The sequence below is a fragment of the Candidatus Poriferisodalis sp. genome, from assembly GCF_965214215.1.
GTDB lineage: Bacteria > Actinomycetota > Acidimicrobiia > Acidimicrobiales > Poriferisodalaceae > Poriferisodalis.
Genome location: NZ_CBDCBD010000003.1, coordinates 1,881,117 through 1,906,260, shown reverse-complemented (window position 1 = coordinate 1,906,260; position 25,144 = coordinate 1,881,117). Strand labels below are relative to the sequence as shown.

Annotated in this window: 20 protein-coding genes; 7 read left to right on the top strand and 13 right to left on the bottom strand. The window is 67.2% G+C overall.

Translation table 11 applies throughout. The annotated features are described in order from the left end of the window. Window positions 1-24: 24 nt before the first annotated feature. The 3 genes from ACOOF5_RS11030 to ACOOF5_RS11020 all read right to left on the bottom strand — a co-directional run bounded on the left by ACOOF5_RS11030 (window position 25) and on the right by ACOOF5_RS11020 (window position 2,577). Window positions 25-561: a hypothetical protein gene (locus ACOOF5_RS11030; RefSeq protein ID WP_420439079.1), complete on the bottom strand. Its 537-nt coding sequence runs from the start codon at window positions 559-561 to the stop codon at window positions 25-27. Continuing rightward, the gene (locus tag ACOOF5_RS11025; protein ID WP_420439077.1) at window positions 548-1,699 is read right to left on the bottom strand and encodes a CaiB/BaiF CoA transferase family protein; all 1,152 of its coding nucleotides are present in this window, start codon (window positions 1,697-1,699) and stop codon (window positions 548-550) included. Before ACOOF5_RS11025 ends, ACOOF5_RS11030 begins: the two co-directional genes overlap by 14 nt. 164 nt (window positions 1,700-1,863) lie before the next feature. After that, the gene (locus ACOOF5_RS11020) at window positions 1,864-2,577 is read right to left on the bottom strand and encodes a helical backbone metal receptor (protein WP_420439075.1); all 714 of its coding nucleotides are present in this window, start codon (window positions 2,575-2,577) and stop codon (window positions 1,864-1,866) included. 370 nt (window positions 2,578-2,947) lie between these two features. Here ACOOF5_RS11020 and ACOOF5_RS11015 point away from each other — a divergent pair, with 370 nt between their 5' ends. Beyond that, window positions 2,948-5,062: an ATP-dependent helicase gene (locus ACOOF5_RS11015; protein WP_420439073.1), complete on the top strand. Its 2,115-nt coding sequence runs from the start codon at window positions 2,948-2,950 to the stop codon at window positions 5,060-5,062. 129 nt (window positions 5,063-5,191) lie between these two features. On the opposite strand, the gene ACOOF5_RS11010 is transcribed toward ACOOF5_RS11015, so the two are convergent. From ACOOF5_RS11010 to ACOOF5_RS11000, 3 genes are all read right to left on the bottom strand, one after another. Further along, window positions 5,192-5,965 carry an exodeoxyribonuclease III gene (locus ACOOF5_RS11010; RefSeq protein WP_420439071.1) on the bottom strand — a complete coding sequence of 258 codons (774 nt, stop codon included), beginning with the start codon at window positions 5,963-5,965 and terminating at the stop codon, window positions 5,192-5,194. Between the two features lie 162 nt (window positions 5,966-6,127). Then, on the bottom strand, window positions 6,128-7,822 hold the full coding sequence (gene ettA, locus ACOOF5_RS11005) for an energy-dependent translational throttle protein EttA (RefSeq protein WP_420439069.1): 1,695 nt from the start codon (window positions 7,820-7,822) through the stop codon (window positions 6,128-6,130). 35 nt (window positions 7,823-7,857) lie between these two features. Next, window positions 7,858-8,526, bottom strand: a complete 669-nt coding sequence (locus tag ACOOF5_RS11000; RefSeq protein WP_420439067.1) for an HAD-IA family hydrolase — start codon at window positions 8,524-8,526, stop codon at window positions 7,858-7,860. Window positions 8,527-8,819: 293 nt separating this feature from the next. Between ACOOF5_RS11000 and ACOOF5_RS10995 the strand changes: the two genes are divergently transcribed. Next, window positions 8,820-9,098 carry a hypothetical protein gene (locus ACOOF5_RS10995; RefSeq protein ID WP_420439065.1) on the top strand — a complete coding sequence of 93 codons (279 nt, stop codon included), beginning with the start codon at window positions 8,820-8,822 and terminating at the stop codon, window positions 9,096-9,098. A 51-nt stretch (window positions 9,099-9,149) separates the two neighbouring features. Here the strand turns inward: ACOOF5_RS10995 and ACOOF5_RS10990 are convergent, their stop codons facing one another. The 4 genes from ACOOF5_RS10990 to ACOOF5_RS10975 form a co-directional block, all read right to left on the bottom strand. Then, window positions 9,150-9,872 (bottom strand): amino acid ABC transporter ATP-binding protein, encoded by a 723-nt coding sequence (locus ACOOF5_RS10990; protein ID WP_420440959.1) that lies wholly within the window; start codon window positions 9,870-9,872, stop codon window positions 9,150-9,152. 78 nt (window positions 9,873-9,950) lie between these two features. Next, window positions 9,951-11,900, bottom strand: coding sequence for an amino acid ABC transporter permease (locus tag ACOOF5_RS10985; RefSeq protein ID WP_420439063.1), 1,950 nt, complete (start codon window positions 11,898-11,900; stop codon window positions 9,951-9,953). Window position 11,901: 1 nt separating this feature from the next. After that, window positions 11,902-13,446 (bottom strand): ABC transporter permease subunit, encoded by a 1,545-nt coding sequence (locus ACOOF5_RS10980; protein WP_420439061.1) that lies wholly within the window; start codon window positions 13,444-13,446, stop codon window positions 11,902-11,904. Between the two features lie 197 nt (window positions 13,447-13,643). After that, complete coding sequence (locus ACOOF5_RS10975) at window positions 13,644-14,801, bottom strand: amino acid ABC transporter substrate-binding protein (protein WP_420439059.1); 1,158 nt, start codon at window positions 14,799-14,801, stop codon at window positions 13,644-13,646. Between the two features lie 241 nt (window positions 14,802-15,042). On the opposite strand from ACOOF5_RS10975, the gene ACOOF5_RS10970 reads away from it, so the two are divergent. Both ACOOF5_RS10970 and ACOOF5_RS10965 read left to right on the top strand, forming a co-directional pair. Continuing rightward, a complete protein-coding gene (locus ACOOF5_RS10970) occupies window positions 15,043-15,810 on the top strand; it encodes a 3'(2'),5'-bisphosphate nucleotidase CysQ (RefSeq protein WP_420439057.1) in 768 nt (255 codons plus the stop codon). A gap of 72 nt (window positions 15,811-15,882) precedes the next feature. After that, a complete protein-coding gene (locus tag ACOOF5_RS10965) occupies window positions 15,883-16,704 on the top strand; it encodes an enoyl-CoA hydratase-related protein (RefSeq protein ID WP_420439055.1) in 822 nt (273 codons plus the stop codon). A gap of 104 nt (window positions 16,705-16,808) precedes the next feature. Here the strand turns inward: ACOOF5_RS10965 and ACOOF5_RS10960 are convergent, their stop codons facing one another. After that, a complete protein-coding gene (locus ACOOF5_RS10960) occupies window positions 16,809-18,608 on the bottom strand; it encodes a PEP-utilizing enzyme (protein ID WP_420439053.1) in 1,800 nt (599 codons plus the stop codon). A 136-nt stretch (window positions 18,609-18,744) separates the two neighbouring features. Here ACOOF5_RS10960 and ACOOF5_RS10955 point away from each other — a divergent pair, with 136 nt between their 5' ends. Both ACOOF5_RS10955 and nucS read left to right on the top strand, forming a co-directional pair. After that, window positions 18,745-19,752 (top strand): MBL fold metallo-hydrolase, encoded by a 1,008-nt coding sequence (locus ACOOF5_RS10955; protein WP_420439051.1) that lies wholly within the window; start codon window positions 18,745-18,747, stop codon window positions 19,750-19,752. A 133-nt stretch (window positions 19,753-19,885) separates the two neighbouring features. Then, window positions 19,886-20,545 (top strand): endonuclease NucS, encoded by a 660-nt coding sequence (gene nucS / locus ACOOF5_RS10950; RefSeq protein ID WP_420439049.1) that lies wholly within the window; start codon window positions 19,886-19,888, stop codon window positions 20,543-20,545. A gap of 117 nt (window positions 20,546-20,662) precedes the next feature. Here the strand turns inward: nucS and ACOOF5_RS10945 are convergent, their stop codons facing one another. Both ACOOF5_RS10945 and ACOOF5_RS10940 read right to left on the bottom strand, forming a co-directional pair. After that, window positions 20,663-21,544: a MaoC/PaaZ C-terminal domain-containing protein gene (locus ACOOF5_RS10945; RefSeq protein WP_420439047.1), complete on the bottom strand. Its 882-nt coding sequence runs from the start codon at window positions 21,542-21,544 to the stop codon at window positions 20,663-20,665. Window positions 21,545-21,729: 185 nt separating this feature from the next. Further along, window positions 21,730-22,647, bottom strand: a complete 918-nt coding sequence (locus ACOOF5_RS10940) for an SDR family oxidoreductase (RefSeq protein ID WP_420439045.1) — start codon at window positions 22,645-22,647, stop codon at window positions 21,730-21,732. Window positions 22,648-22,872: 225 nt separating this feature from the next. On the opposite strand from ACOOF5_RS10940, the gene ACOOF5_RS10935 reads away from it, so the two are divergent. Then, on the top strand, window positions 22,873-25,140 hold the full coding sequence (locus ACOOF5_RS10935; protein WP_420439043.1) for a VanW family protein: 2,268 nt from the start codon (window positions 22,873-22,875) through the stop codon (window positions 25,138-25,140). The last annotated feature ends 4 nt before the right edge of the window (window positions 25,141-25,144 follow it).

Below are 25,144 nucleotides of genomic sequence, written 5' to 3'. Positions count from 1 at the left end.
GCGGTGACACCAGCGGCGAAACTCTCACCGCGTGGGAGAGGGGTCCGCCGAGTCGTTGCGCTGTCGTGGCGGCGCCTCGGCGTGGGGCGCTTGCTGCGGCGGCGTCACGTGCTGTGTGAACAGGTGGATGAACATCAGCAGGTTCTGCGCATCTCCGTGGCCATTGGCGAGATTGAGTTCGCCAGGGCGCCGCGCCTCGGTGTCGCTGAGCTTGATGACATCGAGGGCGCGCAGCAGCCCCACCGGGGCACCCGCCGACACCAACTCGCTGATGTCGCGAGCCAGGTGACGGCCGCGCAGCCCTTGGGCTCGGATCAGGCTGCGCAGCAGCAACCGCGCCATGGCGCAGGCACTGGCGGGCGAGATCTCGGCGACTGCCGCTGCCTCGGCGTACAGCGGCACCAGCTTGCGATCGAGGCTCGCCGGTGCGTCGTGCGGCTCTCGGCTCACAGGCGTGCCGGCGCCTCCGGGACCCGGCGGCGCGTCGTGCGGCTCTCGGCTCTCAGGCGCGCTGATGGCTTCAGGGCCCACAGCCCCGGCGCCGGTCTCAGGCAACGGCACCGGTGTCGCGCAGCTTTGCGACGTCGTCGGGGTCGTAACCGGCGATCGCCAGCACACTGTCGGTGTGCTGGCCGGGATGTGCCGGGGGGCCCTGCACCGCTTGCACGGTGCGGCTGAAGCGAGGCGACGGGCTCGGCTGCACCACCCCGGCCACCTCGCAGAACACGTCACGGTGGACGTTGTGCGGATGCTGCGGGGCCTCGGCCAAGGTCAGCACCGGGGCGAAGCACACGTCAGTGGCGTCCATGATCTCGCACCACTCGTCACGGGTCTTGGTCTTGAAGACCTCGGCGATCCGCTCTTTGAGCTCGGGCCAGCTGCTGCGTGAATTCTGCTTGGCGAAGTCAGGGTCGCCCTCGAGGCCGGTGAGGCGCAGCAGCTCGGCATAGAACTGGGGCTCGATCGAGCCGACCGAGATGTAGTTGCCGTCGGCGCATTCGTACACGTCGTAGAAGTGACTGCCCGTGTCGAGCATGTTCGTGCCGCGCTCGTCGTTCCACACTCCCAGCGCCCGCATCGAGTGGAACATGGCCATCAACGTCGCTGCGCCGTCGACCATCGCCGCGTCCACCACCTGGCCCTCACCGGAACGCTGAGACTCGAACAGGGCGCAGGCCACGCCGAATGCCAGCAGCATGCCGCCCCCGCCGAAGTCGCCCACCAGGTTCAGCGGAGCGATCGGCGGCTCGCCCTTGCGGCCGATCGGGTCGAGAGCGCCCGCCAGCGCGATGTAGTTGATGTCGTGCCCTGCACCCAGGTGGTAGGGACCCTCCTGGCCCCAGCCGGTCATACGGCCGTACACCAGCCGCGCGTTGCGAGCCAGGCACTCGTCGGGCCCGATGCCGAGCCGTTCCATCACGCCGGGGCGGAAGCCTTCGATCAGGGCGTCGGAATGCTCCACAAGCCGCAGCAGCGCCTCGACGCCGTCGGGGTTCTTGAGGTCGAGCCCGATCGATGTCCGGCCACGGGCCAGCACGTCGATGGGCGGGCTGTCGGGATCGTGATCTCTGACTCCGGCGGCCCGTTCGACGCGGATGACCTCGGCGCCCATGTCGGAGAGCATCATCCCGCAGAAGGGCCCCGGGCCGATGCCCTGCAGCTCGATGACGCGCACTCCTGCCAGCGGTCCTGTACCCATGTCCAATCCCCTCTTTAGGCTTCCGTCACGCTACTTGGCGCCGCCTGCGGGAATCGGTGGGGACCCAGCAGCGCTCGGCGCGCCGGCGCAACACGCACGACGGCGCCAAGCGTGCGCGACCCCGACCAAAACAGGTCCCGACCGTCGCTCACGCGCGGAGGCGCTCAGCCCAGCGCCTGCGCAATCGTCTGCGCGACGCGGGTCACCGCCGTGGGCGTGCGCGCCCCCCACCAGAACAGGTCTTGGCCGTCGATGAGACTGGTCGGGCCGAACGCGCTGAGCTCGCCGAGATTGCGGCGATGCCACGCGTACGGCTCGGTGGGCGCGAGGACCAGATCGATCGGCTCGCCGGCAAAGTCACTCTCGCTGAGAGTGGGATAGGCGTCGGGTCGATCGGCAAATGCCACCTGCACGCCGCAGTACTCCAGCAGCGAGGTGCCGTAGGTGCGGGCGCCCACGGTCATGTAGGGCCGCCGCCAGATCGGCACGAATACACGCACCGGCCCGGTGCCGTCCGACGGACGGCGCAGCGGTGGCAGCCCGGCGCGAGCCGGCATCGGCTCTGGCTGCGTGGCAACACCGAGCCGTGCTGCGAGATGGTCGAGTTCTGGTTCGACATCATCGATGGATGCGACGTGCAGAGCCTCGACCTCGATGCCCGCAGCAACCAGCGCGTCGAAGTCCTCCTTGCGGTTTTCCTCGCGGTCGACGACGACAAGATCCGGTGCCAGCGCGGCGATGGCCTCGATGTCGGGGTTTTTCGTGCCGCCGACATGTCGCAGATCGTCTCGCTCACAGAATCGAGTACACGCGATCGGGTCGGCGCCCCACGCGGCCAGCGTCTCAGTGACGCTCGGGACCAGGCTGACGATCCGCACCGCAAGCAGGCTATTGACGCTGCGGATAGGTGCTGCGGATAGGTGCTGCGGATAGGTGCTGCGGATGGGCGCAGTTCGGCATGGCGGCAGCGCCCCGAGAGCTGGCGCGCATGCGACAGCGGCACCGAGGGAACGGCCACCCCACACGACAACGCCTGGAAGTCTGGTCGGAAATGGGCTTCGGGCTGATCCAGCAAGCTGCTGACCTGTGGGTTTGCAATCGGAAAACTGGCGGAAACACGACTTGCCGACCAGTCTCCTAGGAGCTGCCGCGCATGCAGCCAGCGCACCCAGACTGCGCAGGCAGACTGCACAGTGCGAGGGCCTAGGTTCGCCGTGGTGAACTTCGCAGGGGTGAACGAGGTCGGCGATGAGTGACTCAGACGACGCCGGCGCCCCAGCGCAGCCGGGTGAGACGCTGCCGAGCGCGACGCTGCCGAGGCGGTCGCTGCCAGACGAGACACTGCCGGCCGACGACGGGCTTGACGCCGCCCAGCGAGCCGCCGTGCGCTCGAGCGCGAGTGCGCTGCTGGTGGTGGCCGGTCCGGGGAGCGGCAAGACCCGCGTGCTCACGCACCGCATCGCCTGGCGTTCCGCCACCGAGTCGATGCAGGCGCGGCGCGCCATGGCCGTGACGTTCACTCGGCGGGCTGCCCACGAGCTGCGGACCCGGCTGAGGGAACTCGACATCGACGACATGGGTCCTGTGGGCACCTTCCACTCGATCGCTCTGGCACAAGTGCGCCGGTACGACATCGATCACGGCCGCGCCGAGCGCAAGATTCTTCCCAGCCGGGGTGCGCTGAGCAGCGAACTCGCAGAGCACCTCCAGCGTGCATTCGGGCCCAGGCCGCCGATCACGGTTGCCGCGGCGCTGCGCGAGATCGACTGGGCCAAGGCCAGCAGCCTGTCGGTCGCCGAATATCGCGAGGGGCCGGCTCATCGTCGGCTCGGGCGCCAAGGCGGCGAAGCAGCCGCGGAGCTCTTCAAGCACTTCGAGCGCACGAAGTCGCGTCGCCGTCTTCTCGATTTCGACGACCTATTGGCGGAGTGCACGCGCCTGATGCGCTCCGACGAGCACTTCGCTGCTGCGCAGCGCTGGCTTCACCGCCACTTCTTTGTCGACGAGTTCCAAGATCTCAACCGGCTGCAGTGGGAGCTGCTGGGGGAATGGATCGGCGGGTCCGACGCCGTGTATAGCAAGGCTGCCGACATCTGCGCCGTCGGCGACATCGACCAAGCGATCTACGGGTGGAATGGTGCCGACAGCCGCTACGTCGCCGGCTTCGAGCGTCACTTCGAGGGCGCACAGGTGATCCGGCTCGAACTCAACTACCGCAGCCATCCCTCGCTGGTCACCGCAGCGCAGGCCGTCATGGCGCCGCAAACGCGCCAACGGTCAGAGCCCCGCGGCGATGCTGCGCGCGAGCCCGCGAGTCCGGGCGAGCTGTCACCAGACATCGGCCCGAGCGGAGCGCGTCAGAGCCCCGCTCGACCGCACGAGACAGGTCCGGTGCCGACCGTGACCGCGTTCGACGATGTCGGAGCAGAAGCTGACGGCATCGCCAGATGGATCGCCGACCGGCGCGTCGGCCGGGTGCGCTGGGGCGCCTTCGGGGTGCTGGCACGCACGAATGGTCAGCTCGGCGACATCGCGACCGCGCTGAATGCCCGCGCCATCCCCTACCGGCTCAGCGGTCAGCGCAGCCCGTTTCTCCAGTTGCCCGCCGTCAGGGAGCTGCTAGAGAGGTTTCGCACCTCGAACGTGCCGTTCGCTGCCGCTGTCGAGGACCTGCGAGCCGAGGCGCTCGACGGCTCTGCTCCCGATCTGCGCTCAGCGTCGACTGAGCGTTCGCGCGGCACTTCTCCACGGCCCGAAGTCGGCGAACGCCTGCGGGCAGACCCGCGAGCGGTCTCCGAGACGCCGTCTGCTGAAGTGCCCGCGGAGACGCTGCTGGGAGTGCTCGAGCTGGCGGAGGCCTATCTGGCCGAGATCGACAGCTCGGCGGGTCGCCGATCGCGCCATATCGGCGCCACTGGCGACGGCTTCGCGAGCTGGGCGGCGCTGCTGGCGAACCGTGAACGCGAGTTCACCGTCGATCTCTTTGACCGTTACCGGCTCGGTGCGTCGCTCGACCCACGAGACGGCGCAGTCACGCTGGCCACCTTCCACGCCGCAAAAGGCCTGCAGTGGCCTCATGTGGTGATCGCCGGGGCGGAGGACGGGCTCGTGCCGCTGCGCCGAGACGACCTCGAGGAGCGACGGCTGTTCTACGTGGCGGTGTCGCGGGCGAGCCGCACGCTCCACTTCACCTGGGCGCGGCACCGATCGGGCCGCGGGACGGGCGGCGGGCCTCGCAGTCCGTCGCCATGGCTGGAGCTGATCGAACACGCGACCGCCGAGCCGCCGCCGCTTGCTCGCGACGACGCTGCGAGTCGGCTGGCCGAAGCTCGTGCGGCGCTCGGCACCACACGCGAACACTGAGCCGGGGTCCGCCGGTCGGCGGGAAGCGCATCCGGAGACACGCCGGTGCCCGAGTTGACCCGGAGCCACATGGCAACCAGCCGCAAGTAGAGCCGGTCGAGCGGCACGGTGCGGCCGGCCGGCTCAGCGTCAGAGCGCGAGATCCGCGAACACCGGCGTGTGGTCCGATGGCTTGGTGCCCTTGCGGGCGTTGCGATCGATGAGGCAGAACTGCGTAGCTGCAACCACCGGCTCGGTGCCCAGCAGCAGGTCGATTCGCAGGCCGTGGCGCTTGTAGAACGCGCCGTCTCGGTAGTCCCACCAGCTGTAGAGGCCCGCGGCGTCGTAGTGCTCGCGGAAGATGTCGGCGAGCCCCCAATCGCACACCTCGGCGATGGCGTGCCGTTCAGGTTCGGTGACGTGGGTGCGGGGCTCGGGATTGTCGGGGTCCCACACATCGCGGTAGTCCGGGCACACGTTGAAGTCGCCGCCGACCAGCACCGGCTCGGCCGGATCGCAGGTGGCCTGCAGGTGAGCACGCAAGCGCCCGAGCCAGTCCAGCTTGTAGCGGTAGTGCTCATGGTCGACCGCACGCCCGTTGGGCACATAGACCGAGCTCACCCTCACCCCCCCGCAGCGGGCCGAGATGATCCGCGCATCGGGATCGGGTTCGCGGCCGTCAGCAAAGCCGGCGACCGGGTTGTCGATGCCCACGCGCGACACGATGGCCACCCCGTTCCAGCGGCCCTCGCCGTGGTGCGCCGAGTCGTAGCCCTGCGCCTCAAAGTGCCGATGCGGAAACTGCTCATCGGACATCTTCGTCTCCTGCAGCAGCAAGACGTCAGGCTCGGCGTAGTCCAGCCATTCGTCGACGCGTTCCAAGCGAGCGTTCAGGCTGTTGACATTCCACGTCGCGATCCGCACCCCGACGAAGCTAACGCCGACCGTCGAGCACTTCGACGATGGCGTCGGCTCCGGTTCCGCTTCCGGTTCCGAGGTGCCCGGACAATGCGAGTACCGAACGCTCGAAAATGTCGAGCGTCTCTGATCGACGTCCCTCTGAACGCCGGTTGATGATTCGTAGCGTCAGTGGGCAATCGGCTTGTCGGCGATGCGCGTCGGGCCTGCGCCGGCGTCCAGCTCGCGCTTGGCGAAGGCCTCGTAGTCGGTGAAGTTGCCTTCGAACCAGCGCACCGCGCTGTTGCCCTCGAATGCCAGCACATGGGTGGCAACGCGGTCGAGGAACCAGCGGTCGTGGCTGATGACCACAGCGCAGCCTCCGAACGACTCCAAGGCGGCCTCCAGCGCACGCAGCGTGTCGACATCGAGGTCGTTGGTGGGCTCGTCGAGCAGCAGCACGTTGCAGCCCTGCCGCAGCGTCCTGGCCAGGTGCACCCGGTTCCGCTCGCCGCCCGCGAGGTCGCCCACACGCTTTTGCTGGTCGGCACCGGTGAAATTGAACGAGGCAACAAACGCCCTGCCGTTGACCTCGCGCGCGCCGTCCAAGCCGGTGATCCGCAGCGTGTCCTGCCCGTCGGTGATCTCCTCATAGACCGTGCGGTCATCGTCGAGCACTGCCCGCGACTGGTCGACGTAGGCGATGTCGACGGTCTCGCCGATCGTGATGCTGCCCGCATCGGGCTGCTCGTCGCCGACCAGCAGCCGAAACAGCGTGGTCTTGCCGGCGCCATTCGCGCCGACCACCCCCACGATGCCGCCCGGCGGCAGGCTGAAGGAGAGGTCGTCGAACAGCAGCCGGTCGCCGTAGGCCTTGGCGAGGCACTCGGTCTCGATGACCTGCGAGCCCAGGCGCCGTGACATCGGGATGGTGATCTGCAATGCGTCCGCTCGACGCTGCTCGTCAGCGGCTTTGCGATGGGAGGCCAGCAGCTCCTCATACGCGCTGACGCGAGCCCGGCTCTTGGCCTGACGCGCCCGCGGCGACATGCGCACCCACTCCAGCTCGCGTGCCAGCGTGCGCGCTCGAGCTTCGGACTGGCGTTGCTGTGAGGCGAGCCGTTCGTGGTGGTGCTCGAGCCAGGCGCTGTAGTTGCCCTCGAAGGGGTGCGTGCGGCCGTGGTCGACCTCGAGGATCCAGCCGGCGACGTTGTCCAAGAAGTAGCGGTCATGGGTGATCGCCACGACCGTCCCCGCGTAGTCGGCCAGGAACCGTTCGAGCCACGCCACCGATTCCGCGTCGAGGTGGTTGGTGGGCTCGTCCAGCAAAAGCAAGTCGGGGCGGGACAGCAGCAGGCGGCACAAGGCCACCCGGCGACGCTCGCCTCCCGACAGCGTCGTCACCTCGGCGTCGGGCGGCGGCAGGCCCAACGCGTCCATCGCCATCGCGACCTGACGGTCCAGGTTCCACGCATCGGCGGCGGCGATCTTGTCCTCCAGCTCTGCCTGGCGGGCGCCGAGGGCGTCGAAGTCGGCATCGGGTTCTGCCCAGCCCGCCATGAGCTCCTCGTAGGCCCTCAACAGCGCGGCCGTCGCGGCCACGCCGCTCATCACGTTGCCTTCGACGTCGAGCGCTGGGTCGAGCTGCGGCTCTTGGGGCAACAGTCCCACCGAAGCGTCGGGCGACAGCCGTGCCTCGCCGACGTAGCCGTCGTCGAGACCGGCCATGATCCGCAGCAGCGTCGACTTGCCCGAGCCGTTGTGGCCGATCACACCGATCTTCGCGCCCGGCAGGAACGCCAGTGTCACGTCGCGCAGCACATCGCGGTCGGGCGGGTAGTGCCGGCTGACCTCCCGCAGCGTGTAGATGAACTGGCCCGCCATGCCGGCTGCCGATCAGCGAGTTGCTCGGTCGGGCATCAACGCAGCTCGAAGCCGACGAGTGCTTCCAGCTCACCCAGAGCAGCGTCGGGGTCGGTCACCTTGATGGCGGCCATGCCCATGGCTGCGGCCGGCTTGCAGTTGATGCCCAGGTCGTCGAGGTAGGCCGTGCAGGCTGGGTCGATGCCCAGCTCGGCGCATGCCAGCTCGTAGATCCGCGGATCGGGCTTGCGCAGCCCCACGACCGACGACTCGATCACGACCCTGAACAGCTTCATCACCTCGGCAATCGCCGCGGCAGCGGCTGCGTCGCGTGCCATGCCGGTGCCGTGGCCCGTGCGCACGTTGTTGGTGATGCAGCCCACCGGCAGGCGCGCCGCGAGAATCTCCAGTGCACGCACCATCTGCGGCCGCAGCCCGCCGCTGAGACACCCCAGCACCTGCGTACCGGACAGCTCGTGCCCTCGGCCGGCAGCCTCTGCTTCGAACAGTTCGGCGAACTCTTCGACGCTGACCTCGCTGCGCTCGAGCCGTGCCCATGCGTTGGTGTCAGGGTTGGTGGCGTTGATCTGCCGGATGGTGTCGCGAGGGATGCCAATGCGGTCTTCGTAGCGGTTGAACGCCTCGAACGGGCTCTCGGTGATCACCCCGCCGAAATCGAACAGCACGGCGTTCACGGCACCAGACGCGGGCGGACACTCGGACACGGCTGAGCACGCTACCTCGGGCACTCACTATCGCTCGGCGCAGTCACGCCGTTCACCCGAGTGTTCTCTAGGACCGAGCACGCGATGTCCGAGGCCGAGAGCCGCCCGCCCCTCGGTGGCAGCATTCCCTGTCGCTTTTGACGTCCGAGCACGCCGCGTCTCGTGCCGACGGTCGCTGCGATCGCGCACACTGCGCGCGATTCGTCTGCGTCAATCGCGCGTCATGTGTGATTTCTCGCGCGTAGAGCGCGAGTATCCGCACGACACGCGCGACCGTTCGCTAGGGTCCCGCCATGGCTACGGACACCTCGGCGTCGTCGGCTTCGACCTCAGCGAACACCTCTGCGCCCGACCGCAAGCGGTGGAAGAGCAGGGCCGTGTCACGCACTGTCGACGCCGGCAACTCGGCCTATTGCGCAGTCTGCGACGAACTCATCAAGTTCCGGGCGCGCATCCGGGCTGAGCAGATCATCTGCAACGTGTACGTGAAGAGCCGCTGGGATCGCGTCGAGCACTATCACCCGGACTGCTACGAGCAGGCCGGCGCCCCGTACGGCGAGCCCAACGGCTGAGACTGCGCCGAGATCAGAACCACACGCCCACCAGTCACGGCTCAGCCGGAATCAGAGGACCTGGCTCAAGAACAGCTTGGTGCGCTCTTCGGCGGGCTCGGTGAAGAAATGATGCGGGGTGCCGACCTCCACGATCTCGCCGTCCTCCATGAAGATGATGCGGTCGGCCACCTCTCGGGCGAAGCCCATCTCGTGGGTCACCACCATCATGGTCATGCCCGAGCGCGCCAGCCCCTCCATCACATCGAGCACTTCTTTGATCATCTCGGGGTCGAGTGCCGAGGTGGGCTCGTCGAACAGCATCACCCGGGGCTCCATCGCCAGCGCCCGCGCGATCGCCACGCGCTGCTGCTGCCCGCCTGACAGCTGACCGGGGAACTTCTGCGCCTGCTCGGGAATGCCCACACGCTCGAGCAGCGCCAGAGCCTGCTCCTCGGCCTCGGGCCGCGACTTGCGGCGCACCCAGATGGGCGCCAGCGTGATGTTGTCCATCACCGTCAGGTGCGGGAACAGATTGAACTGCTGGAAGACCATGCCCACCTCGGAGCGGATCTTCTCGATGTTGCGCAGGTCGTTGCTCAGCTCGATGCCGTCCACAATGATCTGGCCGCTCTGGTGGGCTTCGAGCCGGTTGATGCAGCGAATCCACGTGCTCTTGCCCGAGCCCGAGGGCCCGAGCACCACGACGATCTCCTGCTCCTTGATGGTCGCGCTGATGCCGCTGAGGGCCTGAAAGTCGCCGAACCACTTGTCCACGCCGCGGCACACGATCATGTCGTCTCTTGCCGCTAGCTCCTCAGACACTGCGACGGTGGCGTCGCTGATGCTCACGTCGTGCTCCCCTTGTCGTGCTTATCGTTCGCCCACGCCGAGCCGTCGCTCGAGCCGCTGGCTCCACTTCGACAGCGTGTATGCGAACACCCAATAGACGAGCGAGACGAACAGCAGGCCCTCTCGCTTGATGCCCAAGAATTGCGTCTGGGCCGGAATGACGCTGTTGGCCATGCGCAGGATGTCGAACACGCCGATGATGGCCAGCAGCGAGGTTTCCTTGAACGTGGCGATCACCTGGCCCACCAGCGGCGGAATCGACGCCCGCAGCGACTGGGGCAAAACGATGAATGTCGTTCGCTGCACCGTGCTCAAGCCGACCGCGTCGGACGCCTCGTACTGCCCTCGGCGAATCGACTGCAGGCCGCCGCGCACGTTCTCGGCCAGATAGGCCGCCGAGAACAGCGTGTAGCCCAGCGTGGCGGAGGCGAACAGGCTGATCTCCATGTTCGACGGCAGGAACAGCGGCAGGATCACCACGAAGAAGATGAGGATGGTGATGAGGGGAACGCCCCGCACCACCTCGATGTACGAGGTCGCCATGACCCGGAAGATCGGCAGCCGCGAGGTGCGGGCCAGCGCCAGCAGCACCCCGAGCGGGAACGAGAGCATGAGGGTGAACACCGCCACCACCAGCGTGACGGCGAATCCGCCGATCAGCGCCTCGGTCGGCGTCTCCACCGTCGACGGCGTGTTCATGATGGTGGCGAAGTAGTGGAACACGGCGGTGATCGTCAGCCACGCCGCGACGAGGCGTCGCCGCTTCTGGGTCTCCCCGGAGAAGTTGTGCGCCAGCAGCGCCACTACCGCCAGCAGGAGGAAGCTGATGCGCACCTTCTGCAGCATCGGGTACCAGCCCATGAAGGCCGCGAGCCAGTTGAACCCCGCAATGGCAAGCAGCACCACTCCGGCGATGCGGCCGAGCTCGCCGATGCCTTCGGAGGTGAGCCACCACAGCACCGCCCCGCCGGCGATGCCGAACGCCAGCGCCAGCGGCAGGTCCACCGAGCCCACCCGTGTCCAGTCGAGGTCGGGGTCGCGCAGCACCACCCAGTACAGGACGAACGGCACCATCAGCCAGGCCAAGGTCACCGTGATGCGCACACTCGACAGCGTCCGCTCGCCGAGGTGCGAACGCACCCAGCGGCCCGCGAGCAACGCGGCAACCGTCAGCACCCACATGACGGTCCACGGCAGCTTGGTGGACATGGCCACGGTGCGGCCGGGCTCGGCGATGAACTCCCCCTCGGCGAAGGCGTAGTGACCCCACGGATAGATCCACGCCGACAACACCGGAACGGCCAACGCGGCGACTGCGAAGTCGATCGCCTGCACCGTGGGCGGCGATCCGTCATGTCGCTTCGGCATGCGACGCATGACCTGTGCCACGGCGATGAGGATCGCGGCTGCGAGCCACCAGCCCCAACGGTCCGCCATCGCCTCGGCGAACGACTGCCGGACCGCATCGTCGCCGTCTCGCACGACTGCACCGTCGGCGCCGATCAGCACCGATGGCTCGCGCAGGACGACGCCGATGGCGATGGCGGCGGCCGCGGTTGTCAGCGCGTTGGAGATCTTCCGCAGTTCGACACCGTCGCCGCGGCCAGCGAACACGCCCAAGGACAGGCCCGCCAGGGTCACCACGACGCCGACGCATACCCACACCCGCACGTACTGCTCTTCGGGATAGGCGTGGGTGAAGATCAGCCGCAGGTTCGTGCGGACGGCATCCCAGCCCCGCTCCTCGCTGAACACGAAGTTCAGCAGCCCTCGCAGAGCGAACAGCACGAACAGGCCGAAGGCGACGGTCAGGAACGAATTGAACGGATTGGGGAAGAGGTTCTTGCGAATCCACTCCCCCGGCGAGCGATAGGCCGCTACGACGGGTCGGGCTGCAGCAGGCGTGAGGGCGGACCTGTCCCCCATGACGGACAGGTCTCCCACAGCCGGCACGCCGTCGCCCTGTTCCATCTCAGCGCTCCACGATCCGCATGCGGACGTTGAAGAAGTTGACGACCACCGAGATCGTCAGCGAGCAGGCCAAGTAGAACAGCATCCAGATGGAGACCACCTCGAGCGTCTTGCCAGTCTGGTTGTAGACCGTCTGGCCTACCTGGACCACATCGCTGTAGCCGATGGCGATGGCCAGCGAGGTGTTCTTGGTCAAGTTGAGGTACTGGTTGCCCAGCGGCGGCAGGATCACTCGGAACGCCTGGGGCAGGATCACCCGCCGCAGCATGGTGGTGCGCCGCAGGCCCAGCGCCCCCGCAGCCTCGCTCTGGCCCTTCGGCACGGCCAGAATGCCGCCGCGCACCACCTCAGCGATGAACGCCGCCGTGTAGAGCACCACGCCGAAGTACACCGCCGCCAGCGCCTGTATCAGGTTCAGGCCGGCCGGGCCGTAGTTCGGGAAGTTTCCGAGCTGCTCGATGTCGGGCCGGAAGGCGGTGATCGGACTTGCGGTGCGGCCGTCGCCGTACTTGTCGGCGATCACCCCGAACAGGTCGCGACCTGAGTTGATGACCCAGCTCGCCAACCCGGGCCACACGATCGTCACGAACACGATGACGAGCACTGCGCCTACGCCGGCGAAGATGATGCGGAACCAGTCGTCGTCGGTGAGCCTGGTCAGCCCCGCCGGCGTGCGACGGCCCGCCAGGAATCGCCTGATCCACTGCACTGCCGCGGCAACGGCCAGCAGCGAGATGGCCGCTTGCACGATGCCTGGGGTCAACGCGTCGATGCCCGAGGCAATCGCGTCGAAGATGGCGCCCACCCACCCCAATGCCGGATGCGCGAACCAGCCAACCGCAGCGAACGCTGCCACCACGGCGGTGAAGCTCAGCCACGGGTAGGTCTGCTGGCCCGTCAGGTCGTGGCGGCGTTCTTGGCGGCGCAGCACCGACCAGCCCAGCGCCGCGCCGACGATCACGAAGATGATCCACTGGTAGAAGCCGTCGCCGATCGTCACCCGCGGAATCGACACGCCCTTGTTGGAGACGTGGAGCCAGCCGTGAATCGGTCCTTGGTCGATCGTGACCCGAGGCAAGCTCGCTATCACGACGAAGATCAGGATGATCTGCACGAGCAGCGGGATGTTGCGCAGCGTCTCCACGAAGATGCTGCTGGTGCGGTTCACGATCCAGTTGCGAGACAGCCGCCCGACGCCGACGAGCACCCCCAGGATCGTCGCCAGCACGATGCCGGCGATCGCCAGGCGGATGGTGTTGACCATGCCTGCCCACAGCGCTCGGCCGCTGGTGGCCGGGTTGGTGTCGATGCCCGAGCCGAGGTCGCTGCCGAGCGCAGTGCCCAAGAAGTCGTAGCCGGTGGCGATGTCCCGCTCGGCGAGGTTGTTCTGCGCCTGGGAGGACAGGAAGAACAGGCCCAGCAGCACCAGGACGAGACCCACCACCTGCGAGAGCCACTTGACCACCGTGGCGTCGCGGTAGAAGGGCGGGCGCGCGCCCAGATTGCTCAGCGGCGCGTTGTCCCCCGTCGCTAGCTCATCGCTCACTGCTCGCCACCGTATGCCATGCGCACCACTGCGTCGCGGCTCACTGACTGCTGTGACCCCTCGCAGTCTCGCCGCGGCACGTCACGCAGCCCGGCGTCTGAGGCGGGCCAGGCGCGCAACGGCCCCCGATCCGGCTGGATCGGGGGCCGTGCGTTCAGCTGTGGCTGCGGGGGCGATACCCCCTCAGGTGTTCTGGCTCAGCGAGCCGGCGGCGCGTAGATCAGACCTCCGTCGAGCCAGCCCGCGTTGGCGGACCCAGCGCGGGTCAGGCCGACCGGGTTCAGGTGACGGGAGTAGATCTCGTCGTAATTCCCGACCTGGCTGATGACGCTGTAGAAGGCGTCGGCCGACAGTCCCATGGCCGTCTGCAGCTCGCCTTCGCCGCCCAGCAGGCGGACCGCCTCAGCATCGAGCGAGCCGTCACCCATCCTCGAGTCGACGTTCTGGGAGGTGATGCCCTTCTCGTCAGCGATGATCGTGGCGTAGACGGCCCAGTTGACCACGTCCGCGAAGCGCGACTGGTTCTGACCGTAGGTCGGGCCGAGCGGCTCCTTGGAGATCGGCGTGGGCGGGAAGATCACCCATTCCTGGTCGTCAGGCTGCTGGTTGGCTTTGCGGCCGACGAGGGCCGATCCGTCGGTCGTCACGATGTCGCATGCTTCTTGGACGAAGTTGGTGGTGACGATGTCGAAGTCCTCGAAGGTGTCCAGCCGGATCTCCACACCCGCAGCGTCGGCTGCGTCGGCGATGTTCTGCTCGGTCGTGGTGCCGGCGTTCGTGCACACCACCGCGCCGCCGATGTCGGCGACCGTCGAACTGCCGCTGAAGCCGTCGCTCGCGCGAGCCATCAGCTGCTGTCCGTCGTAGTAGGTGGTGGGCCCGAAGTCCATGCCGACCTCGGTGTCACGGCCCTGGGTCCAGGTGGTGTTGCGCATCAGCACGTCGATAGCCCCGGTCTGCACGGCAGTGAACCGCTCTGCAGCGGTCAGCGGCGTGAATTCCACAGCGTTGGCATCGCCGAAGATGGCGGCTGCGACGACACGGCAGAAGTCGGCGTCGAAGCCGGTCTGCGATCCGTCGGGCTGCGTCTCGGAGAACGCCACCGCTGCGCCGGACACGCCGCACTTCAGCTCGCCGCGGGCGATGACTGTGTCGAGCAGATCGTCCTCGCTCTGCACCAGTTCGACTTTTGTGGCATCGGTGGCTGTTGCCGCTTCGGTCGTGGCAGCGGGTTCGTCTGTGGCCTCGTCGTCAGAGTCGCTGCCGCAGGCGGCGCCCAGCAGCGCCAAAGCCGCCAGCACGCCCCCGAGGCGCAGCGCAGATCGTCGCGACAACAGCGCAGTTGGTTTCTTCATGGAGAACGTTCCTCCGATCGAATGTTTGATACATCGACGCGAGAGGCGAATTGAATCCCACGCCCCATCACGTCTGACACTTCGAAGATTAGCTGTCCCCTCCTGCCCCGTTGACCTCATGCGGGTTGGAACCAGAGATCGTCACACGGTTGTCACCCAGGCATCGGGCGGGCGCACCGCGGGGATCGATGCGGCCAGTGCCCGCTGTGGCGACGGTGCATCGACGCGGCACACTTGACCGATGGCCCAGCCCGACGACCACGCGCTCGCCGCGAGCGTCGCCACCGAGACCGGGGCTCTGCTGGTGGAAGTCCGTGACCGGCTCTTCAGTTCAGGGGCCGGGACCTGGGAGGTCCGAGACACCGGCGACTCCGAAGCCCACCAGCACATCGTGAAGCGGTTGGCCAAGGCGCGGCCCGACGACGCCATTCTTTCCGAGGAAGGGCGGGACGATCTCGCCCGACTGTCGGCGGACCGGGTCTGGATCGTGGACCCCTTGGACGGAACACGCGAGTATTCCGAACCTGGCCGCTCGGACTGGGCGGTGCATATCGCCCTCGTCGAGGACGGCGTGCCGACCGCGGGTGCTGTGGCGCTGCCAGCGGTCGGCCAAACGCTGTGCACCGACCCCGAACCCACGCTGCCCGAGCCGCACAGCGGCCAGCCCCGCCTCGTCGTGAGCAGATCGCGCCCGCCTGCGGCAGCGATCATCATCGCGCAGGCCCTCGATGCAGAGCTGATGTCGCTCGGCTCTGCTGGCGCCAAGGCCATGGCCGTGGTGATGGGCATGGCTGATATCTACGCCCACTCGGGAGGCCAATTCGAATGGGACAACTGTGCGCCTGTCGCCGTGGCTCGGGCAGCGGGTCTGCACGCCAGTCGATGCGACGGCTCAGAGCTGGAATACAACTTTGCCGACCCGTGGCTTCCCGACGTGCTGATCTGCCGGCCCGAATTCGCCGAAGATGCCCTGGAAGCACTGCGAAAGGTGATCGAGGGCGAAGCCTGAGATCACGCAAGAGACACAGCGGCGAAGGCGAAGCCTGAGAGCGTCGGCCGGCACCCGAACGGGGAGCATCCCATGGAACTGAAGGCAACAAAGTACTCCGTCGAGGGCCCGGTGGCGACGTTGACGCTGTCACGCCCGCATCGCCGTAACGCTTGGACGGGTCGGATGCACACCGAGATGCGCTGGGTGCTCGACCAGGCGGAACGAGACCCGCAGGTCCGGGTGGTCGTGATCACCGGCGAGGGGCGGGACTTCTGCGTCGGTGCCGACACCCAGGCGCTGGAAGGCCACGAGGTCAAAGGCGGTTACGACCCCGGCACGGCCCATGATCTCGCAATGCCGGGCTATGGCGTCGCCCCTGAGTTCGATCAGAACTTCGCGTTCATGATGGCCATGGAGACCGTGACCGTCGCCGCTGTCAATGGTGCTGCGGCAGGTGCGGGACTGGTGCTCGCCTGCTACTGCGACCTGCGTTTCGCTGCGGCTGACGCCAAGCTCACGACCGCGCACGGGCCACTGGGTCTGCCCGCCGAGTTCGGCCTGTCGTGGGTGCTGCCCCGCCTCGTCGGCATTACACGATCGAATGATCTGCTGCTGTCGAGCCGCAAGATCCTGGCTTCGGAAACCGAGGGCTGGGGCTTGTTCAACGAGATCGTTGAAGCGTCCGAGCTCATGGACCACGTATATGAGTACGCGTACGACATGGCGGCGCGGGTCGCGCCCAGTTCTCTCACCACGACGAAACGGCAGATCTACTTGGACCAGCATCGAGACGTGGGAACTGCCGTGGCAGAGTCGGACCGACTGCTCGACGAGATGATCCCCAGCCCAGACTATCGCGAGGGAGTCCGGGCACTGACCGAGCGGCGGCTGCCCGACTGGCCCGACCGCTGAGCAAGCATCGCTGCGGCACCGTGACGCCGGGCGTCACACCCTGAGCACCGCGACGCCCTGCGTCATGCACTGAGCGTCATCCACTGAGCACGGTGACGCCCGCGTCACACCTCCAGCACAGTGATCATGCCGGTGTCGCCGTTCACTTCGACGAGCGCACCATCGGGGATGCGTCCTGTGGCACCGGTTGCCGAGATGACGCAGGGCAGACCGAGTTCGCGGCTCACGATCACCGAATGACTGAGCGCCGCGCCGACGTCCACGACGACGGCGCTCGCGCTGACGAACAGCGGCGTCCATGAAGGATCGGTGAGCGGCGCCACGAGCACGTCACCGGGCGCGAGAGCGGTCGGATCGCTGCTGTCGAGCACCACGCGGGCGCGCCCGCGTGCAATGCCGGGGCAGCCCGGAAGCCCGGCCAGCACCTCCCCCACCCCGAGGCTCGGCAGCTCGATGGCGCCACGACGCGCCCATTGCGCCATCGGCGGCGGATCGCCGACGATGACGAACGGTTCCTGACGCGAGTTGGCGTCGTCCCAGATCGCTTGACGCTCGGCGATGATCTCTGCCCAGCCGCTTGGGTCGTCGAGCATCTCGTGGAGCTCAGACAGCCGCAGCATGCCGAATTCGGTCTCTGCGTTGAACAGCCCTCGCTCCACCAGCCGTCGTCCCAACACCCGCGACGCGATGCGGCACTCGTTCACGTAGCGCACGCAATTGGTCTTGGTGCGCTCGCGCCCGGGCAGGTACACCGCAGCAGCACCGAGCGCCAAGTTGAATTGCATCTGCGTGTCGGGGTCGGCCTCGAGCGCGGCGGCGATCTCTGCGGTCAGCGATTCGCGTTGCGCGGCCAATTCCGCTCGCCGCAACGCGGGCTCGGCTTCGGCGGGCGCCAAGCGCATGCGGTCGACAGCAGCCAGCGCAATGTCGGGGTCGGTCTCCCACGTCGGGCAAGTCATCTCCCATTCGTTCGGCCCCCGCGAGCCGAATTCATAGAGGAACGAACCGAAAGCCTCGTTGAACGCTGCGATGGCGCCCGACGAGTCCTCAGCGCCCGCCGCAGCCAAGCGGTCGGCCAAGCCCGCCGGTCCGGCGTCGAAGAGCGCCCCCAGCGCCGTCGATGCAGCAACTTGACGGCCGAGCTGCCACATCGCGTCCGACGGTGCGGCCGATGCCACGTCTCCGAAGCCGGCGACCAGCTTCAGCGTGTCCTGCGGACGACCCAGCGCCGTACACACTTGCTCCAGCACGCCCAGCGGCACGGCCGCCAAGAACGACACCTTCAGGTGACGGGCGAACAGCAGCCGAAAGCCAGTGCCGTCTGTGTAGCCCGAATCCAAGAAGTCGCTGATCCACTGGACGATCTCGTGATCGCCAATCTGGGTGAAGTCGGGCCGCTGCGCACGCAGTGCGGCGATGTTGGCCTCATCGTCGTGGACCTCGGGCAGTTCCGGCGCTGCGAACAGCATCAGCAGGGTCTCGCCGATGCGCTGTTCGGCCTCGGGGCAGGCGTCGTCTGGATGGGGCTCATATGGCGGGATGCCCGGCTGCTCGCCGAAGAAGGACCGATCGACGGTGTCGACATCTATTCCGGGGGCGCGTGCGCCGAACACGCGCCCGATCGCGGCGTTCAGGTAGGTGTAGCCGCCGAAGACACCGAGAAAGACGCAGTCGTCCGGATCGAACTCGTCGTAGCTGAACGCACCCATCTCCACGTAGGCGTCGCGGAACGCCAGCTCCGACATGCGGATGCCGTCCGCGTCCTGGAAGGCGAAGTCGAAGGTGCCCATCCTCACCGGATCGGGGAAGACTTCGCCCACGTTCGCGCGCGTCCAGATGGGGTAACGCTCTGAGGGCTTTGTGCCCACGAAGTAGCCGCCGCTTCGATCTGTCAGATCCGCCATGTTCCCTCCTGACGGTGCCGAACCCCTAAGCACAGCGGGTCGGGCAGCCGCCTCCCCCTCATGGCGGCTGCCCGACCAGGCCGTGATGTGATGCTAGACCGTCACGCACGCGTTGCGACCGACGGGGAGGCGGCTGATGCCGGTGACCATTGAGCACTACCGAGATCTGGGTGAGTTCGACTATGGCGTCGCTGACCAGGTGTCACCGATGATCCGCCGGGTCATCTGCAAGAACCCGACTCCGTTCACCTATCGAGGCACCGGTACCTACATCGTCGGGCGAGGCGAGGTAGCGGTGATCGACGCCGGCCCGCCGCTCGCGAGCCACCTTGACGACGTCCTCGCAGCGCTCGAACCGGGCGAAACGGTGAGCGCCGCTCTGGTGACCCACACCCACAGCGATCACTCGCCCCTGACGGGCGATCTTGTCGCAGCCACTGGCGCACTGAGCTACGGCTACGGGCCCCATGCCAGCGTCTGGAAGCTCGATCCCGACGATCGCGTCGACTTCTCCGACTACATCAGCATCGAAGAACAAGAGAAGTATCAGGCCGAATTCGACGAGCTGCCCGAGGAGCTGAAACGGGAAGGCGCCGACACCGAATTCGTCCCCGATGTCGCGCTGGTCGACGGCGACATCGTCGCCGGTGACGGCTGGACGCTGCGCGCGGTGCACACGCCCGGCCACTGCTCGAACCACCTCTGCTACGAACTGGCAGAGGAGAATGCGCTGTTCTCGGGCGACCACGTGATGGGCTGGGCAACGAGCGTCGTCGGGCCGCCCGACGGCTCGATGCAGGACTATCTCGATTCGCTGGCGAAGCTGCTGGAGTTCGACCACGAGCGCTACTGGCCAACTCATGGCCCGCCCATCACTGAGCCGACGGCATACGTGCGCTCGTTCATCGCCCACCGCAGCGAACGCGAGCGCCAGATCATCGAGCACCTCCGGGCGGGGCCGTGCCGCATCGCGGACTTCGTGCCGAAGATGTACGAGGCCTACGACAAGCGGTTGTGGTATCCCGCTGCAAGCTCGGTCTACGCGCACATGCTCCATCTCACCGAGAGCGGTCGGGCGCGCGTGCTCGACGACGGCGGCGAGCCCAAGCTCACGTCGGTCTACGAGCTGACCGCGGCCGCATAGAAAGTGCGCCGGCTGCGGAACCTCCTCGTTGTGACGCTTCTCGCTGCCCGCTCTTGTTCCCAGCCTCTATTGGATACGGGCTCACGGACCGCTCGGGCCACGGCTTCGCCTGCCGGCTCAGCCTCCTAGTTCATTGCGGCTGGTCATCGCTCGCTGCACGGTCGACTACTCGGGTCGGCTCGACGCGCACCTGCCTGAAGCAGTTCGGTTGATCATGGTGAAAGCCGACGGTTGCGTGGCGATCCATGCCGACGGCGGCGCGTACAAGCCGCTGAACTGGATGAACGCGCCCAACCGCCTCGTGTGCGAGCCGGACCTGTGGCGCGTCACCAACGACAAGGGCGAGCGTCTCGAGATTCGCCTTGCCGAGGTGCTCAGCGACACTTCCCATGACATGGGCATCGATCCCGGCCTCGAGCGCGACGGGGTGGAAGCCCACCTGCAGGAGCTGGTGGCTGCCCATCCCGAGACGCTGGCCGAGGGCGCGATACTGGTGCGGCGCGAGTACCCGACCGACATCGGTCCGGTAGACCTGCTGTGCCGGGGCAGAGACGGTGCGACGCTGGCAGTGGAGATCAAGCGGCGGGGCGAGATCGACGGGGTCGAGCAGCTGTGCCGCTATCTCGAATACCTGAACCGGGACGCTCGCTTGGCGCCTGTCAACGGCGTCTTCGCCGCGCAGGAGATCAAACCCCAAGCGCGGGTGCTTGCGGCCGATCGGGGCATCCGCTGCGTCGTGCTCGACTACGACGAGCTACGCGGCATCACCAGCGACGCTCTGAAGCTGTTCTGAGCGGTCACGCCGATGCGGGCGCCCGCTGTGGAGGCGGCGAAACCCTTTGCTCCCGCGATCCGGTCGGTCGCAACGTCGCAGAGTCTCCCGCCGCCTCGACAGCTTGGGCATCTGTTCTCAGGCGTAGGTGCACAGACCGTTGTCAATGACGACGCGCTGTTCGTCGGTGCCTTTCTGTGCAACCGTGCGGTAGATCGCGCGACCCTCGCCGTCGTCCCACACCTGGATCGTCAGCTCGTCGCCAGGGAACACCGGAGCGGAAAACCGCGAATCCATCGACCGGAAACGGGCTGGATCGCCCTCGCACAGGGTGTGCAGCAGCGCCCGGCCGGTGAAGCCATAGGTGCACAGACCGTGCAGGATCGGCTTGGGAAAGCCTGCGAGCTCGGTGGCGAACCACGGATCGCTGTGCAGCGGGTTGTAGTCGCCACTGAGCCGGTACGTGAGTGCCTGATCGGGACGGGTCTGGTACGAGATCTCGTAGTCAGGGTCGCGGTCGGGCGCGCTCACCAGCGGGGTCGTGCTGCCCGCCTCGCCGCCGAATCCGCCTGAACCGCGGATCACCACTGAGCTGCGCAGCTCAAAGATGACGTCGCCGCTGTCTGCATCAACCGCGGAGGCTTCGGTGTCGATGATGGCGTTGCGGCCTTCGCCCTTGTCCCACATTCCGGCGATGCGGTCGGTGATTTCGACGGAACCCTCGGTGGGAATCGGCTGATGCACGGTGATCCCTTGACTGCCGTGGAGCAGCTTGCCCCAGTCCAGATCGCCGGCGTTGGCCATGGCGCCGCCCGCGCCGAATCCAATGACGACGCCCTGGGTCGGGAACGCCTGGTGGGTGATGTCCTTGGAGTTATGGGTGGTGAACTCCAGCTCGGATCCGAAGGGATCCTCCGCGCCTGCACCGATGCCGACTGCATATAGCAGCGAGTCGCGGAATGTCCACGTCCGCGTGGTCGGCGTTCCCGTGGCACCTACGGCCTGTGGATTGAGTCCCATGTTCGTTGTCCTTTCCTGCAGATATTGATGTCAGTTTCTCAGAGGCAGCGCTGACAGGCGAAGCCGTGGCCCGAGCGGCTCGTGAGCGACAGCGAACAAGAGCGGAGAACAGACTGGTGCGACAACCGGAAGATTCACCTTTCTGCGCGTCCTCTCAGGCCGTTGCACCAGCCGCAGCAGGTGGCTCAGTCCGCCACGCCGCCGTCGGCGGGTGCACCGTTCATGCCGCTGTTGAGCCGAGCGTCGCGCACCAGCTGCCGGGCCGCGTCGCCGATCTTGGTCGGGTCGTCGATGGCGTCGATGGTCGGTCCCCGCTCCCATCCTTCGGCGATCGCCAGCATCCGGCCGGAGGCCTCGAAGACTCGACCCGAGACGCCAGCCGCCTCCGCTGAGCACAGCCACGTCACGATCGGTGCGATGTACCGCGGGTGCATCATGGCTTGGTCTTCCTCGGAGGCTTCGCCCATGCCCAAGTCTTCGGTCATGCGCGTGAGTGCACCAGGTGCAACTGCGTTCACCCGAACGCCATAGCGCGCCAATTCACGCGCCGCGATGATCGTGAAGGCCGCAATGCCCATCTTGGCGGCGCCGTAATTTGTCTGTCCTGGATTGCCGTAGATGCCCGAGACCGAGGTCGTGTTCACGATCGACGCGTTGACCTGCTCGCCCGCCTTCGCCTTCTCCCGCCAGTAGGAACCTGCCCATCGAGCGGGCGCGAAGGTGCCCTTGAGGTGAACCTTGATCACCGCATCCCACTCGGCCTCGGTCATGTTCACGAGCATCCGGTCGCGCAGGATGCCGGCGTTGTTCACAACACCGTGCAGGTCTCCGAAGGTCTCGATGGCCTGATTCACGAGCCGCTGGGCGCCCTCCCAGTCCGAGACGTCGTCGCCGTTGGCAACCGCTTCGCCGCCCAGCGCCTGGATCTCGCTGACGACCTCATCGGCGGGGCCCAGGTCGGCACCGGTGCCGTCGCGGGCGCCGCCCAAGTCGTTGCAGACCACCTTCGCCCCGTGCTCGGCGAGCATCAGGCAGTGCTCACGCCCGATGCCCCGGGCACCTCCGGTCACGATGACAATCCGACCTTCGCACAGCTTGCTCATGGTGTCGTGAGTCCCTTCTGTCACAGGAGGCGGAGAGATGCGCCTCCGCCTGACGAACCTATTGCTTCCCGCTCTTGTTCGCTCCGCTCCAGGGCCGCTCCGGCCACGGCTTCGCCGAGCGGCTCAGCCTCCGAGCGCGGCCTGCAGGGCGGTGCCGACGGCCCGGAGTATCGCACGCATGCCGCGCCGTCCGCAGGCCGCGAGCGACCCGTACGATCAACCCTCGTGCACTGGCCGACGTGGGCCCCTCGCTGGTCGATCATCGCTGCGGCCGCAGTCTTGGTTGCGTCGATCCTCGGAACGGCCGTGCTGGCCCTGCGGGACCCCGCAGATGCTCCTCCAGAGGCGGCGCCCCCTACATCTGCCGCACCCGCAACGACGAGCGCCGCTGCCGTCATTCCCACGGCGCCTCCCGGAACGCCAACCGAGGTCAGCCCCGACACGGTCCATCTGCGAATTGCCGCACTCGCAACCGAACTGGCGAGCACGCCTGTGGTGGTGCGCACCGATACCGGCGAGGTGCAGATCACCGTTGCCGACCTTGGCATTGCGCTGGAAAGCGACGCCACTTACAACGCAGTACGGGAATTGCGGACAGGCGGCACCGAGGTTGCTGATAGAGCAGAGGAGTCGTGGGTCGCGTGGTCCACTGACCCTCAATTCACCGAACGCCGCTACCGCGTCGACCGGTCGAGGGCCCACGCCATATTGGCCAACGCCACCGACCTCGGCGTGACTGCGACTCCCCCATCCGTTGTCGTCGTCAATGGCACGCTCGCCGTCGATCTCGGCCGTCCCGGTCAAGTCGTCGACGCAGATGCCATCGTGGACCAGGTGCTTGCTGGCATCGCGCGCTCGTTCACGCGTATCGAGATCGCCGCGGAGCTGACCGAGAGCGAGCCGCTGGCCTACACGCCGGAAATGCAGGAGGCCGTCAATACGGCGCACCAGAACTATGGGCGCAGCCTCATCGTCGCGTACGGGGATGCGACCCACGAACTCACCATCGAGACAATCGCCGGCTGGCTCCGACTCGACCCGAATGCGACACCTCCGGAGATCACGTTCGACGACTCGCAGGTCGGGCCGTACCTCGAAGAGGTGTTTGCCGCGGACTCGGCGCCGCTCACCACCGCCGCCATGGCCGTCTTCAACGGTGTGCCGACGGTGGTGGCGAGCGACCGCAGCGTCGCATGCTGCTCCGACGATGTGGGCTCGTTGGTCTCCGAAGCGTTACTGGCGCGCGTCGAGGGCCCGCTCGCGCTGCCATCGCGCCCAGCAGTGAGCCGGGAGGAGCAGGCGCATCTGGAGTCTCTGGGCATCGTCGAGCTCGTCGCCACGTTCACCACGAAGCACGCGTGCTGCCAAGGACGAGTCGAGAACATCCAGCGCTTCGCCGACCTCATGCGCGGCGCAATCGTCGAATCCGGCCAGACCCTCTCGCTGAACGCTCACGTCGGCAGGAGAACCGAGGAAAAGGGTTTCGTCGAAGGCGGTTTCATCGAAAAAGGCGTGCTCGTCGACGACATCGGCGGCGGGGTGTCGCAATTCGCCACCACGATCTTCAACTCCCTGATCAGGGCAGGAATGACCATCGACGAGTACCAGACACACTCGCTGTATCTCAGCCGGTACCCGTTCGGGCTCGACCCCACCATCTCGTATCCCGCGCCCGATCTCAGGTTCACCAATCCCACGCCGTACGGCGTGCTGATCTGGCCGACGTACACCGACACTTCCATCACCGTCGAGCTGTACTCCACCCGCAACGTCGGGGTCACCATCGGTGAGCCCGAAGAGGAGCTGCGGGAGTTCTGTCGACGGGTCCGCACGAATCGAACGCGAGTGTTCTCCGACGGCACCGTGGACACAGACACCTTCCATGCTCGGTACCGCCCCGAGGAGGGACGTGACTGCGACGGCACGCGTTCGGTGCCCAGACAGTGCGTCGATCCGCTGGGCGTGACCCCGGATCCGTCGGCCGCCGGGGGCGAGGCCGCAGATGCCGAACCCGAATTGGTCGACGACGGCAGCGAGCGCGCCGACGGATCGATCGTGAAATGCCCGCCGCTCGAATGTGTAGAACGGCCCGGCGAACGCGACTCCGAACTGCCGCGCTATCCCGATGATCCCTGCATCGGCGTGGACCTGAGCACCGTGGTCGTCGACGACGAGACCGACGACGACGGCGACGACGGCGACGGCGGCGACGAGGGCAGCGAAGGCGAAAACGGCGAGGGCGACGAGGGCGACGAGGGCGACGAGGGCGACGAGGGCGACGAGGGCAGCGAAGGCGAAAACGGCGACGACGAAAACGGCGACGAGGGCAGCGAAGGCGAAAACGGCGACGAGGGCAGCGAAGGCGAAAACGGCGACGACGGCGAAAACAGCGACGACGAAAACGGCGATCCGTCAGAATCCGAGAGCGAGCAGCCCCGACGGCCCGACGATGGCAACGAAGTCACCGAGTCCGTCGAGCCTGCCGCGTCCTGAATCG

Coding starts and splice junctions, on each gene's coding strand:
- ACOOF5_RS10990 (WP_420440959.1), bottom strand. CDS start 9,872: ATGATCGTGTGCCGCGGCGTGGACAAGTGGTTCGGCGACTTTCAGGCC.
- ettA (WP_420439069.1), bottom strand. CDS start 7,822: ATGGCGGGCCAGTTCATCTACACGCTGCGGGAGGTCAGCCGGCACTAC.
- ACOOF5_RS10975 (WP_420439059.1), bottom strand. CDS start 14,801: ATGAAGAAACCAACTGCGCTGTTGTCGCGACGATCTGCGCTGCGCCTC.
- ACOOF5_RS10960 (WP_420439053.1), bottom strand. CDS start 18,608: ATGGCGGATCTGACAGATCGAAGCGGCGGCTACTTCGTGGGCACAAAG.
- ACOOF5_RS10945 (WP_420439047.1), bottom strand. CDS start 21,544: ATGGGACTCAATCCACAGGCCGTAGGTGCCACGGGAACGCCGACCACG.
- ACOOF5_RS10995 (WP_420439065.1), top strand. CDS start 8,820: ATGGCTACGGACACCTCGGCGTCGTCGGCTTCGACCTCAGCGAACACC.
- ACOOF5_RS10965 (WP_420439055.1), top strand. CDS start 15,883: ATGGAACTGAAGGCAACAAAGTACTCCGTCGAGGGCCCGGTGGCGACG.
- ACOOF5_RS10985 (WP_420439063.1), bottom strand. CDS start 11,900: ATGGAACAGGGCGACGGCGTGCCGGCTGTGGGAGACCTGTCCGTCATG.
- ACOOF5_RS10955 (WP_420439051.1), top strand. CDS start 18,745: ATGCCGGTGACCATTGAGCACTACCGAGATCTGGGTGAGTTCGACTAT.
- ACOOF5_RS10970 (WP_420439057.1), top strand. CDS start 15,043: ATGGCCCAGCCCGACGACCACGCGCTCGCCGCGAGCGTCGCCACCGAG.
- ACOOF5_RS10940 (WP_420439045.1), bottom strand. CDS start 22,647: ATGAGCAAGCTGTGCGAAGGTCGGATTGTCATCGTGACCGGAGGTGCC.
- ACOOF5_RS11015 (WP_420439073.1), top strand. CDS start 2,948: ATGAGTGACTCAGACGACGCCGGCGCCCCAGCGCAGCCGGGTGAGACG.
- ACOOF5_RS11025 (WP_420439077.1), bottom strand. CDS start 1,699: ATGGGTACAGGACCGCTGGCAGGAGTGCGCGTCATCGAGCTGCAGGGC.